Here is a 12678-nt window from a genome sequence, read left to right as displayed (position 1 = left end):
GGGTGATCCTCACGGTCACACTGAACACCGCTCTCGACATCACCTATCACGTGCGGTCGCTGCGGCCGCACACCTCGCACCGCGTCTCGGAGGTCGTCGAACGGCCCGGCGGCAAGGGCGTGAACGTCGCCCGGGTGCTGGCCGCGCTCGGGCACGAGGTGACGGTCACCGGCTTCGCGGGCGGCCCGACCGGCCAGGTGCTGCGCGAACGGCTCACGGACACGCCGGGGGTGGTGGACGCGCTGGTGCCGGTCTCCGGGGCGACCCGGCGCACGATCGCCGTCGTGGACCAGCTGTCCGGTGACACCACCCAGCTGAACGAGCCGGGCCCGCAGATCACACCGGCCGAGTGGGGCGCCTTCCTGGACCGGTACGAGGAGCTGCTGACCGGTGTCTCGGCGGTGGCGCTGTGCGGCAGCCTGCCGCCGGGGGTGCCGGTGGGGGCGTACGCGAGCCTCGTACGCAGCGCACGGGCACTCGGCGTCCCGGTGCTGCTGGACACCAGCGGTGAGCCGCTGCGCCGCGGGGTCGCCGCCCGCCCGGACGTCATCAAGCCGAACGCCGACGAGCTGGCGGAACTCACCGGCTCCCACGAGCCGTTGCGCGCCACCCAGGACGCACGCCGGCGCGGCGCGCACGCGGTGGTCGCCTCCCTCGGCGCCGACGGCCTGCTCGCCGTCACCCCCGAGGGCCGCTGGCGCGCCGCCCCGCCCGCCCGCATACCCGGCAACCCGACCGGAGCGGGCGACTCGGCCGTCGCCGGACTGCTGTCGGGCCTGACGGAACGCCTCCCGTGGCCGGACCGCCTCGCCCGCGCGGTCGCCCTGTCGGCGGCGACCGTACGGGCCACCGCGGCGGGCGAGTTCGACCGGGCGGCCTACGAGGAACTGCTGGGGCGGGTCGCGGTGGCCGGAGAGGCCAGTGCCGCTTAGGGGATGTCGTGCGAGAACCCCTAGCCGTCCCGCTTGACGTGGCCCGGCTTGATGTAGAGCTTCTCGATCAGGACGTTGCACTTGTCGCCGGCCTGGCAGGCGATCGAGAGCGTGTTGGAGCCCTTCTTCAGGGTCGGATACACGTAGGAGGTGGTCCAGCCCTTGGCGAAGTCACCGTCGGCGACGTGCCGGTAGTTCTCCATGTCGATCTTGCTGCCGAAGACGGTGCCGTTGATGGTCACCGACATCTCCTGGTCCTCGACCGCGCTGTAGTCCGCGAACAGCGTGTACGGGCCGTCGGAGGGGATGTCGACCGTCCAGGTGACCGACGCGCCGGCCTGGTTCAGCCCGCCCACATAGCTGCCGTCGGAGGTCTTCGCCCCCTTGATGTCCGACGCCTTCGCCGCGCCGCCCGCCAGCTGCAGGGCGTTCGAGGTGGCGTCGGCCTCCAGCGCACCGCTCGCCGGCGAATTGCTGTTCGCCGGGCGCGGGGAGTGGTTCTGGGACCGGGTGGGGGTCGGGTCGGCCGCGTTGTTCGACTTGTCGTCGTCCGTGTTGCCGTTGATCATCGCGATGCCGATGCCGATGACGACCGCGGCGACCACCGCGATCGCGCCGATCAGCAGGCCCTTGGTGTTCGGGCCGCGACGGCCGGGGGCGGGCGGCGCGGGCTGGCGGGCGGCCGGGGCGCCGCCGGGCAGCGTCTCCGGTGCCTGGTAGTGGGCGTTCGACTGGCCGTAGGCGCCCTGCTGCTGCGGGACGGTGGGCGGCTGACCGTACGGCGCCTGCTGCGGGCTGTACTGGCGCTCACCGACCGCGCGCACCCTGCTGACCGAGTTCGGGTAGCCGTAGCCGCCGGACGGCGGCTGGGCCCCTCTGGCCTGGCCGTCGGCGTACAGGTAGCCGAACGGGTCGTCCTCGGGCGTGCTCGGGCCGTTTTCGCCGGGCGTCATCCCTTGGTCTCCTCAGCAGGTGCGGGTGGATGCGGTACAGGTCTGGAATGGCGAGCCTACCCGCTCTGACTGACCCAAACGGGTGACTCGCACCGCATCAACTCGCTGACCTGCAGATCATCCCGCGCGTCGGTGTTGTTTGGGACGAGATCGTTTCTCGACGTACATCCGCTCGTCAGCTGACTTCAGCACCTCGTCCGCGGTCATACCGCAGTGTGCCCAGCCGATGCCGAAGCTGGCGCCCACCCGGACCGCCCGGCCCTCGGCGCGGATCGGCTGGATGATCTCGTTGCGCAGGCGCACGGCGAGGTCCTGGGCGTCGGCCCGGCCGAGGCCGTCGGCGAGGATCACGAACTCGTCGCCACCGAGGCGGGCCACCGTGTCACCGTCGCGGACCCCGCGGGAGAGCCTGCGGGCCACCTCGATGAGGACGGCGTCGCCCGCGTTGTGGCCGAAGCGGTCGTTGATCGACTTGAAGCCGTCGAGGTCGCAGAAGAGGACCGCGAGGCCCTTGGTGCCGTCGTCGCGGCCGTCCTCGGGGGCGACCGTGTGCTCATGGTGGTCGTAGCCGTCGTACGCCTCCGGCCCCGGCGGGAAGTCGAAGCCGTGGCCGACGGAGGCGTCGAAGGCGGCGGGGTCCCCGGCCCGGGCGGAACCGAGAGCCGGGGGCAGGCCGCCGTAGGCCGCGTCCAGGGACTCCAGCGCGTCGGCGTGCGCGGGGCGCCGGCAGAGCCGGGCCGACAGGCGTGAGCGCAGCTCGGCGGAGTTCGGCAGCCCGGTCAGCGAGTCGTGGGAGGCCCGGTGGGCGAGCTGCAGCTCGCGCCGCTTGCGCTCCTCTATGTCCTCGACGTGGGTGAGCAGGAAACGGGGGCCGTCCGCGGCGTCCGCGACGACGCTGTTGCGCAGCGACACCCACACGTACGTGCCGTCCCGGCGGCCGAGCCGGAGTTCCGCGCGGCCGCCCTCCGCCGAGGTGCGCAGCAGGGTGCCGATGTCCTCGGGGTGGACGAGGTCGGAGAAGGAGTAGCGGCGCATCGCGGAGGCGGGCCGGCCGAGCAGCCGGCACAGGGCGTCGTTGGTGCGCAGGATGCGGCCGTGCTGGTCGCCGCCCATCTCGGCGATGGCCATGCCGGAAGGGGCGTACTCGAAGGCCTGCCGGAAGGATTCCTCGCTGGCGCGCAGGGCCTGCTGCTCGCGCTCCAGACGGACCAGGGCGCGCTGCATGTTGGCACGTAGACGCGCGTTGCTGATCGCGATGGCTGCCTGGAAGGCGTACATCTGCAGGGCCTCGCGGCCCCAGGCACCCGGGCGGCGGCCGTTGCGCGGCCGGTCGACGGATATGACGCCGAGCAGCTCACCGGAGGAGCCGCCCTGCACGCCCGGGGTGTACATGGGCGCGAAGAGCCGGTCGGAGGGGTGCCACTCGTCCTCGAAGCGGGGCGCGGGCCCGTCGGTGTACCACTGCGGGACGTCGTCCTCGTCCAGGACCCAGCCCTCGGTGTGCGGTATGAAGACGAGGTCGCCCCAGTGCTCGCCCATGCTCAGCCGCCGGTCCCAGGACTCGCGGGAACCGACCCGGCCGGTGATCAGGGCCTCGGCGGCGGAGTTCCCGGAGAAGGCGGCGACCACGAGATCGCCGTCCTGGCGCACGAGGTTGACGGCCGCCATCTCGTACCCGAGGGCGCCCACGACGCCGTCGGCGACGGTCTGCAGTGTGTCCGCCAGGCTGCGTGCCGTGTTCATGTCGGCCATGACCTGGTGCAGCTGTCGCAGGGACGCAAGACGGACATACGGCTCCGACTCGGTCTCCATGCTCGCCCTCCCCCCGAGACCTCGCAGGCGAATCAAGGGTTGTCTTCGGCGCTTCTCTACGGTGGCTCTTACGGTGACTTCGACGTGTCTCCTGCGGCTCCCCGCCACTGAATCACAGCGCGCTGCCCACTCGGTACACAGGGTCAACAATTCCTGCCCCTTGTGACTCAAGTCACAGGAGAACGTGAACATTTGAGTGGAGTTTCTGCATTTTCCCTGTGCGTTTACCGAGCGCGAACTTTCCGGATGGGCACAGATGGTGCACGTATGAATGCGCCGCTGGTCCTAGGACCAGGCTCGGGCGCAGGGCCGATGCGGCCCGCACAGGACGGAGACTAGCGTTTCCGGCGTGCTGAAGACTGCCTCTGCCACCACCCCCCTGCCCACCGGGCATGCTGAGGGGGTGAGCAACGACGAGTTCCGGGCCGCCATGTCCCGGCTGGCCGCCGGCGTGGTCCTGGTCACCGCGCAGGAACCGCCGCTGGACCCGGACGACCCCCAGGCACCGGACATGGAGGACGTCGGCATGACCGCCACCGCCTTCATGTCCGTCTCGCTGGACCCGCCGCTGGTGCTGGTCAGCCTGCGTGAGGGCGCCCGCATGGACGACCTGCTCGCCGAGCAGCCGCTGTGGGCGGTCTCCGTCCTCACCGAGAGCCAGCGGCACATCGCGGGCCGCTTCGCGATGAAGGGCCGCATCAGCGACCGGCTGCTCTTCGAGGACATCCCCTACACCCGCGGCGAGGCCACCGGCGCCCCGCTGGTCGGGGGCGCGCTGGCCACCCTGGAGTGCCGCACCGAGCAGCGGGTGGCCGCCGGCGACCACACCCTGCTCATCGGCCGCGTCCTCACCGCGCACGTACCCAGCGCGGAAGGCGGACCACTGCTGTACTTCCGCGGCCGGTACCGGCAACTGGGCTGATCCGGAATTCCGCGTCCGCGATATTCCGTGGCTTCCCGGAAACACGGTTGCCTAAGGTGCCGGGATGACCGTCCGTCTGGAAGTAGTGACTCCGCAGAACTTCGACGCCGCCGTGGGCATCCGCGTCCGGCCCGAACAGGAAAAGAACGTCGCCCCCGTCATCAAGTCCCTCGCCGAGGCATACGTCCATCCGGACGGCGTCGCCTGGCCCCGCCTGATCCTCGACGACGGCCGCCCGGTCGGCTTTCTGATGGCCTTCTTCGACATCGACTGGTTCGAGAACGGCACCGTGCACCGCTCCGGTCTGTGGCGGCTGAACATCGCCGCCGGCGAACAGGGCAGGGGGTACGGCCGGTTCGCCGTCGAGGCCGTGGCCGAGGAGATCCGCCGTCGCGGCGGCAAGGAGTTCTACGTCAGCTGGCACCCCGGCCCGGACGGTCCCGAGGAGTTCTACCTCGGCCTGGGCTTCCGCAAGAACGGGGAGCTGGCCGAAGGGGAGGCGGTCGGCGTGCTGGACCTGTGACCGCCGCCCACCGCCCGCTCCCCCACGCCCGGCAGGGCCCCCGGCCGGCTAGACCTCTTCGACGGTGAAGCCGGCCAGCCGGGCGGGGTCGGAGACGACCTCGATGACCGAGATGTGGTCGGCCACGAAGGCGAAGGTCAGCACGCGCTCCAGGCGGTCGTCCGCGTACACCGCCAGGCCGGTCGCACCGTCGACCAGGACCGGACGCGCGATGCGCGCCAGGCGGGCGAAGCTCGTCGCACCCGCGGCGACCCGGCTCGCGCCACTGGTGACCCCGGCCTCGCTGCGGGCCACCACATCCGGGTCGAGCACCGCGAGCAGGCCGTCGAAGTCCCCGTTCCGCGCGGCGGCGAGGAAGGCGTCCACCACCTCCCGCTGCCGCACCAGATCGGCCTCCGGCGCCTCGACCCCCCGCACCCGGCGCCGCGCCCGGCTGGCCAGCTGCCGTGCCGTGGCCGGGGCGCGGCCGAGGATGCCGCCGATCTCCTCGAAGGGCACCCCGAACAGGTCGTGCAGCACGAAGGCCAGCCGCTCGGCCGGCGACAGCGTGTCGAGGACGACGAGGAGGGCCAGCCCGACCGAGTCGGCGAGCAGCGCGTCCTGCGCGGGGTCCGGATCGGCGGAGGGCGCCGGGTGCCAGGTGTCCAGCGGCTCCTCGCCCCGCGAGCGGCGGGAGCGGAGCATGTCGAGGCAGACCCGGCCCACGACGGTCGTCAGCCAGCCCCCGAGGTTCTCCACCTCCCGGGTGTCGGACCGGCTCAGCCGGAGCCACGCCTCCTGGACGGCGTCCTCGGCCTCGGCGACCGAGCCCAGCATCCGGTAGGCGACGGCCCGCAGATGCCCGCGGTACGCCTCGAACCGCTCGGCGAGAAAGTCGTTGTCGGTCATGGGTGGGCCCGGCCTCTCCGTCGTCCTCGGTGCTCCTGCACCACACTGACGACGCAGAACCCGGAGATGTGACAAGGCGCCGATGTGCCAGGGCGCCCGGACATCACGACCGGGCCTCCCGGCCGCCTGGCCCCGGCCGTCACGCCCGCGCCTCCCGGCCGCCTAACCCCAGTCCCGGCCGGAACGCCCCCGCTTCGTCTCCGCGCGCTGCTTCTTCTGCCGCAGCCGGCGTTCGTTGATGCCGCGCGGGATGCGGGTCGGCTTGCGGGGCTTCGGCGGCGGCGCGGTGGCCTCCGCGAGGAGCGCGGCGAGACGTACGGCGGCGGACTCGCGGTTGCGCCACTGGGAGCGGTGCTCACTGGCCCGTACGGACACCACCCCGTCGGCGAGGCGGCCGGCCAGCCGCTGCAGCGCCCGCTCCTTCCACACCTCGGGCAGTGCCTCGGTGCGGGCGAGGTCGAAGCGCAGCTCCACCTGAGAGTCGCTGGTGTTGACGTGCTGCCCGCCGGGCCCGGACGACCTGGAGAAACGCCACATCAGCTCGGCCTCGGGAAGCGAGACCGAGCCACGGATGAAATAAGGCCCGGACATGCGTTCCATGTTCCCGGTCCGGCCCGGTGCACGTCACCTGGATTTCCAGCTCGGTAAAAAAGGTAAAGGGATCCGGAACCACCGGGACCCCCTCGACGTTCTCCCGGGTGACGGTAGCTTCGTCGGCACACACGTGCACGACGGACGTGCACGGATATGCACGGTATCTAGGGAAGGGACTCCCAATCATGGCTGTAAGCCTGTCCAAGGGTGGCAACGTCTCGCTCACCAAGGAGGCTCCGGGCCTGACCGCCGTCACCGTGGGCCTCGGCTGGGACGTCCGCACCACCACCGGCACGGACTTCGACCTGGACGCGTCCGCCATCGCGGTGAACGGCCAGGGCAAGGTCTACTCGGACGGCCACTTCGTCTTCTTCAACAACAAGCAGACCCCGGACAACTCCATCGTCCACACCGGTGACAACCGCACGGGCGAGGGCGCGGGCGACGACGAGGCGATCAACGTCAACCTGGCCGCGCTCCCGGCCGACATCGACAAGATCGTCTTCCCGGTCTCCATCTACGACGCCGAGAACCGCGGCCAGAACTTCGGCCAGGTCCGCAACGCCTACATCCGCATCATCAACCAGGCCGGCGGCGCCGAGATCGCGCGGTACGACCTCTCCGAGGACGCGGCCACCGAGACGGCCATGGTCTTCGGCGAGCTGTACCGCAACGGCGCGGAGTGGAAGTTCCGCGCGGTCGGTCAGGGTTACGCCTCGGGCCTGGTCGGCATCGCCCAGGACTTCGGCGTGAACGTCTGACGGATCCCCGGGATCACCGGACACCCCGGCGAAGGGGAGCCCGGACACCGGTTTCACCGGGCCCTCCGGCAACGGAAAGCCCCGGCACTCGACGGAAGCCCTGGCTGCGACGGTCCGCGGCCGGGGCTTCCGCGCGTGCGCAGGAAAGCCGTGCGCCCACCGGCCGGGCCTTCGGCCGCTGCTGTGCCGTCCCTGCGCAGGCCCGCTGCGCCAGGTGTGACGCCACACCCCTCAACTGCGCTTTGAACAGCAGCAGTTGAGGCCTTCCGCCGTGTCCGCATAGCGGGTTCCGCAGCACGGCTTTCGGATACGAACACGTAAATTCTTGACCGACCCCTGTCAAACAACCGGGGTCCGGTGTCACTCTCTCCTCGCCCGCCGCAACCTGTGCATCCCCTGTGACCCACCTGTGTCTCCACCCCACGGAGACCAGCCAGAAGGAGATCGAGTGAGACAGCACTCCCACGTCGCCGGCGCCTCCCGTACTCCCCGCAGGACCGCCGTGCGCGCCGCCGCGCTGGCCGGCTCGGCGGCGATGGTCGTCCTCGCACTGCAGAACACGAACGCGACCGCCGCCCCCGCACCGCACCCCTCCGGCGCCGAGGCCGTCGCGCTCAGCGCCCCGGCCCGCGCCGCCGCGCTGACGTCGGCCCAGGAGCACGCCGGTGCGGCCGCCCGCCGGCTCGGCCTCGGCGCCGAGGAGAAGCTGCTCGTCCGGGACGTCGTCAAGGACGCGGACGGCACCGTCCACACCCGCTACGAGCGCACCTACGCCGGCCTGCCCGTGCTCGGCGGCGACCTGGTCACCCACGTGGCGAGGAACGGCTCGCTCAAGGGCGTCAGCAAGGCGGCCAGGGCCCGGATATCCGTGCCCTCGACCACCGCGGACGTCTCCCCGGCAAGCGCACGCAGGACCGCCCTCAAGGCCGCAGGCACCGCGAAGGCCACCGCCTCGGCCTCCCGCAAGGTCGTCTGGGCGGCCGGCACCAAGCCGGTCCTCGCCTACGAGTCCGTCGTCAAGGGCCTCCAGCACGACGGCACCCCGAGCGAGCTGCACGTCGTCACGGACGCCCGGACCGGCAAGAAGCTGTACGCGTACGAGGCCATCGACACCGGCACGGGCACCAGCCGGTACAGCGGCACCGTTCCGCTCGGCACCACCGCCTCCGCCTCCGGCGGCTACGACCTGGTCGACGGCGGCCGCGGCGGTCACACGACGTACGACCTGAACGGCGGCACCAACGGCACCGGCGCCCTCTTCCACGACGCCGACGACGCCTGGGGCGACGGCACCGTGAACAACCGCCAGACCGCCGCCGTCGACGCCGCCTACGGCGCCGCCGTCACCTGGGACTTCTACAAGTCGGCCTTCAACCGCAACGGCATCGCGGGCGACGGCAAGGCCGCCTACTCCCGCGTCCACTACGGCAACGCCTACGTCAACGCCTTCTGGAACGACAGCTGCTTCTGCATGACGTACGGCGACGGCGAGGGCAACGCCCTCACCTCGCTCGACGTCGCCGGCCACGAGATGAGCCACGGCCTGACCGCGGCCACCGCCGGCCTGAAGTACAGCCGCGAGTCGGGCGGCCTGAACGAGGCCACCTCCGACATCTTCGGCACCTCGGTGGAGTTCTTCGCGAACAACTCCGCCGACACCGGCGACTACCTCATCGGCGAGAAGATCGACATCAACGGCGACGGCACCCCGCTGCGCTACATGGACAAGCCCAGCAAGGACGGCGGCTCCGCCGACTACTGGTCGCGCACCGTCGGCCGGCTGGACGTCCACTACTCGTCCGGTGTCGCCAACCACTTCTTCTACCTGCTGTCCGAGGGCAGCGGCGCGAAGACCATCAACGGGGTGTCCTACAACTCCCCCACCTACAACGGCTCCACGGTCACCGGCATCGGCCGGGCCAAGGCCGACCAGATCTGGTACAAGGCCCTCACCACGTACTTCACCTCCTCCACGGACTACGCGGGCGCCCGGACCGGCACCCTCAAGGCCGCGGCCGACCTGTACGGCTCGGGCAGCGCGGAGTACAACGCGGTGGCGGCGGCCTGGACCGCCGTCAACGTCAAGTAACACCCCGCACCGCAGTACGGCAGGCCGGTCCGCCCGTCACGGGCGGGCCGGCCTGCCGTCCCCGTACAGCCAGTCCTTCCAGATCCCGGAGAAGTCCTCGTCCGGGGCCTTCTTCTCCACGAACGCGGTGAAGTCGGCGGTGCTCACGGTGCCGTGGCGGTGGGCGGCGGCCCAGCCCTGGATGATGTCGTAGAAGGTGTCGTCGCCGGTCTTCTGGCGGATCTTCTGCAGGACCATCGCGCCGCGCACGTAGACCGGGCTGCCGGAGATGTGCGCGGCGCCGGACGGCTTCGCCGGCGGGAAGGCCCAGACGTCCTCGTCGTCGTCCTCGTAGTGGTCGGTGAAGGTCCGCTGCACGCTCTGGCCGCCGTGGTCCTCCTCGTACAGCCACTCCGCGTAGGTCGCGAAGCCCTCGTTGAGCCACATGTCCCGCCAGGACTCCGGGGTGACCGAGTCGCCGTACCACTGGTGCGCGAGTTCGTGGACGAGGGTGGAGGTCTCCGGAGCGCCCGGGAACACCGGACGGTTCTGGGTCTCCAGGGCGTAGCCGGCGTCCTTGGGACGGTCGACGATCGCGCCGCTGGAGGAGAACGGGTACGGCCCGAAGTTGGTCTCCTCCCAGTCGAGGATCGCCGGGATCTTCGCGAGGACCTTCGCGCTCGCCCCGGCCTGCTCCGGGTCGACCGCGGTGAGCACGGGCAGACCGTGCGGGCCGGTGGTGCGGGTGATGTCGTAGTGACCGATGGCGACCGTGGCGGCGTAGCTCGCCATGGGCTGCGCGGTGTGCCAGTGGTAGGCCGTACGGCCGCCCTTGTCGGTCCGGTCCGTCAACTCGCCGTTGGAGACGGCCTGGAGGCCCTTCGGGACGCTGACGGTGATGTCGTAGGCGGCCTTGTCCGAAGGATGGTGGTCACCGGGGAACCAGGCCATCGCGCCGACCGGTTCACCGAGGGCGAGGGCACCGTCGGCGGTGGGCAGCCAGCCCTCCTCGGCACCGTCGGGATCGGTGAGGGTCCGCGGGGTGCCCGAGTAGCGGACGGTCGTGCGGAAGGTCTCGCCCTTGCGGAGGTCGTCGTGCGGGCGGACGGTGAGTTCCTGGCCGGTGCGGTTCCAGCGGGCGTCCTCGCCCTCGACGGTGACCGAGTCGACGTGCAGTCCGGCGAGGTCGAGATCGAACGCCGACAGGTCCTGGGTGGCCCGGGCGGTGATGACCGCCGTGCCGGTGAGACGGCGGCCCGCCGGGGTGTAGTCCAGGGTGAGCGCGTAGTGGGCGACGTCGTAGCCCCCGTTGCCGGCCTTCGGGAAGTACGGGTCGCGTACGCCCGAGCCACCCGGGGTGCCCCGAACGCCGCCGTCGCATGCGGTGCCTATGAGGGCGAGGGCGACGGTGGCCGCGACGGCCGGGACAAGGCGCGCAGATCTGGACATGTCAGTGATCTTAGGTGGGCGGCACGCACCGCCGGCAGGGTCCGGTGAACCGGCGTGACACCATCTGCTGCGTGCTCGACATCGGCTATGCCCTCTCCAACCGGTTCCCGGACCCGCCGCAGACCGACTACCGCCGCGCTGACGTCCACGCGCTGCGGCACGACCTGTTCTGCGGGGACGTCTACCTCGCCGACACCGACACGGACCGGGAACTGTCCACAGCCTGGGGATGGGTGCCGGTGCTGGACTTCGCATGGGCACTGTGCGACATCGTGGAACGACTGGACCGCGACCCGATGGGCTCCCGCGCCGCCCGGCCGCAGCGGGCAGAGCTGGACTTCACCGAGTCCACCGACCGGATGCTCTTCGAGCGCCGCTTCGGCTGGGTCGACATCACCTCGGACTGGCAGCCGGCCGAAGAGGCCCCGCTGACCTTCTCCCACACCGCGCTCCGCCGCGAGGCCCGCGACTTCCTCCACGACCTCGTCGCCGACCTCACCGACCTCCACGACGACCTGGCGGAGAACCCGGCGATCTGGACCCTGCAGGCCCGCTTCCCCCGGCTGCCATGAGCCCCTGCCACCCCGAGTGACGCCCTACCGGTCCACGTGACGTCTGCCGGCCCGGGGGAGGTCCCTGCCCGCCCACGTGACGTCTGCCGACCCGGATGAGGTCCCTGCCCGTCCTCGTGCAGGCCGGAGCGTCTCCGCGAACGGCCGGGCCACCAGCACGGTCCCGTGGAGACCGCCCATCCCCTCAGCCCTCCACCCCAATTCCCAGCTCCCCCGCCAGCACCGGCGCCAGGTCCAGCAGCTGGGCCGTGCTGACGACCGCTCCGGACAGGCGGTCCAGGCCACGCACGATCTCCAGCGGGGCGGCACCGCGGAGATCCACGTCCTTCAAGGTCGCACCGCCGAAATCCGCGCCCTTCAGCGCGCAGTCGACGAACTCCACGCGTTCCAGGCGCGCACCGGCGAAGTCCGGTTCGACCAGGACACAGGCCTCGAACACGACGTCCCTGAGCCGGGCCTCGCGCAGATTCAGACAGTCGATCTTCCCGCCCCGGATCACGACCCGCTCCAGCACGGCGCCGTGCAGCTGGGTGCCGCCCAGCCGCGGGTCGACCACCTCGACGTCCCGGAACGTGGACTCGGCGAGCTGCGTGCCCACCCCGCGCAGCCCGGTCAGCACCGAGTCCAGCACACGCGCCCGGCCCAGCGCCGTCTCGTCCACCGCGCAGCCCGCCAGCGAGCAGTCCATGAACCGGGCACCCGCCCCGTCCTGCCCGGCCAGGTCCAGGTCCCGGAACTCCAGCCCGTCATAGTCGCCGTCCGGCTCCAACTCCCCGCCGGCCCAGGGTTCCACAGCCGGCAGCCGCACCTCCGGCCGTCGCGCACCCTTCACCGTCTGCCGGCCCGCCGACCGGCTCCCCGTCGCTCGCCTCACCATGCCCCCCATGCTGCACCTCACCACTGACAACGGCTCCCGAGCTGGGAAAACACCGTAATGTCCGATTCCGCGGAGCCCAAGCCGTCGTAACCCCGCACCCCGCACCCCGCACCCCGCACCCCGCACCCCGCACCCCGCACCAGGCGAACCGACCCCTGCGACACCCCATGCACCAAGTCACCGGCACCGTCACAGGCACAGGCACAGGCACAGGCACCGGCACCGGCACCGGCACCAACAGCGGCCAGCGACAGCGGCCAGCGACAGCGGCTTCGCCCGACAGCGGGTCTCGGCCGACTCCCTGATCCTCGACCGGCCCGCACTTGA

At 71.5% G+C, this 12678-nt stretch carries 12 protein-coding genes; 6 read left to right on the top strand and 6 right to left on the bottom strand.

Going from position 1 to position 12678, the window contains the following annotated elements; translation table 11 throughout:
- Nucleotides 1–2 precede the first annotated feature (2 nt).
- Entirely contained in the window at nt 3–932 is a 930-nt protein-coding gene (locus ACZ4SF_RS18395) for a 1-phosphofructokinase family hexose kinase (protein ID WP_468385181.1), read from the top strand.
- A gap of 20 nt (nt 933–952) precedes the next feature.
- Here the strand turns inward: ACZ4SF_RS18395 and ACZ4SF_RS18390 are convergent, their stop codons facing one another.
- Nucleotides 953–1885, bottom strand: coding sequence for a carbohydrate-binding protein (locus ACZ4SF_RS18390; protein WP_468385179.1), 933 nt, complete (start codon nt 1883–1885; stop codon nt 953–955).
- Nucleotides 1886–2002: 117 nt separating this feature from the next.
- The gene (gene cdgB / locus ACZ4SF_RS18385; RefSeq protein WP_468385177.1) at nt 2003–3697 is read right to left on the bottom strand and encodes a diguanylate cyclase CdgB; all 1695 of its coding nucleotides are present in this window, start codon (nt 3695–3697) and stop codon (nt 2003–2005) included.
- A 349-nt stretch (nt 3698–4046) separates the two neighbouring features.
- On the opposite strand from cdgB, the gene ACZ4SF_RS18380 reads away from it, so the two are divergent.
- Both ACZ4SF_RS18380 and ACZ4SF_RS18375 read left to right on the top strand, forming a co-directional pair.
- A complete protein-coding gene (locus tag ACZ4SF_RS18380) occupies nt 4047–4619 on the top strand; it encodes a flavin reductase family protein (RefSeq protein WP_468385174.1) in 573 nt (190 codons plus the stop codon).
- Between the two features lie 64 nt (nt 4620–4683).
- Nucleotides 4684–5142: a GNAT family N-acetyltransferase gene (locus ACZ4SF_RS18375; protein ID WP_468385172.1), complete on the top strand. Its 459-nt coding sequence runs from the start codon at nt 4684–4686 to the stop codon at nt 5140–5142.
- Nucleotides 5143–5190: 48 nt separating this feature from the next.
- Here ACZ4SF_RS18375 and ACZ4SF_RS18370 read toward each other — a convergent pair whose 3' ends face one another.
- Complete coding sequence (locus tag ACZ4SF_RS18370; RefSeq protein WP_468385170.1) at nt 5191–6030, bottom strand: sigma-70 family RNA polymerase sigma factor; 840 nt, start codon at nt 6028–6030, stop codon at nt 5191–5193.
- A 162-nt stretch (nt 6031–6192) separates the two neighbouring features.
- Nucleotides 6193–6630 (bottom strand): alternative ribosome rescue aminoacyl-tRNA hydrolase ArfB, encoded by a 438-nt coding sequence (arfB, locus tag ACZ4SF_RS18365; protein WP_468385167.1) that lies wholly within the window; start codon nt 6628–6630, stop codon nt 6193–6195.
- 179 nt (nt 6631–6809) lie between these two features.
- On the opposite strand from arfB, the gene ACZ4SF_RS18360 reads away from it, so the two are divergent.
- Nucleotides 6810–7385 (top strand): TerD family protein, encoded by a 576-nt coding sequence (locus ACZ4SF_RS18360; protein WP_094217109.1) that lies wholly within the window; start codon nt 6810–6812, stop codon nt 7383–7385.
- 535 nt (nt 7386–7920) lie between these two features.
- Nucleotides 7921–9474, top strand: coding sequence for a M4 family metallopeptidase (locus ACZ4SF_RS18355; RefSeq protein WP_468385957.1), 1554 nt, complete (start codon nt 7921–7923; stop codon nt 9472–9474).
- A gap of 36 nt (nt 9475–9510) precedes the next feature.
- Here the strand turns inward: ACZ4SF_RS18355 and ACZ4SF_RS18350 are convergent, their stop codons facing one another.
- Entirely contained in the window at nt 9511–10902 is a 1392-nt protein-coding gene (locus tag ACZ4SF_RS18350; RefSeq protein ID WP_468385165.1) for a M1 family metallopeptidase, read from the bottom strand.
- Between the two features lie 71 nt (nt 10903–10973).
- Between ACZ4SF_RS18350 and ACZ4SF_RS18345 the strand changes: the two genes are divergently transcribed.
- Complete coding sequence (locus tag ACZ4SF_RS18345; protein ID WP_468385162.1) at nt 10974–11474, top strand: hypothetical protein; 501 nt, start codon at nt 10974–10976, stop codon at nt 11472–11474.
- A gap of 184 nt (nt 11475–11658) precedes the next feature.
- Here ACZ4SF_RS18345 and ACZ4SF_RS18340 read toward each other — a convergent pair whose 3' ends face one another.
- Complete coding sequence (locus ACZ4SF_RS18340) at nt 11659–12351, bottom strand: pentapeptide repeat-containing protein (RefSeq protein ID WP_468385160.1); 693 nt, start codon at nt 12349–12351, stop codon at nt 11659–11661.
- Nucleotides 12352–12678 lie beyond the last annotated feature (327 nt).

It is taken from the genome of Streptomyces sp. NPDC027663 (assembly GCF_055566415.1).
This window is presented reverse-complemented; position numbering and strand designations above follow the sequence as displayed.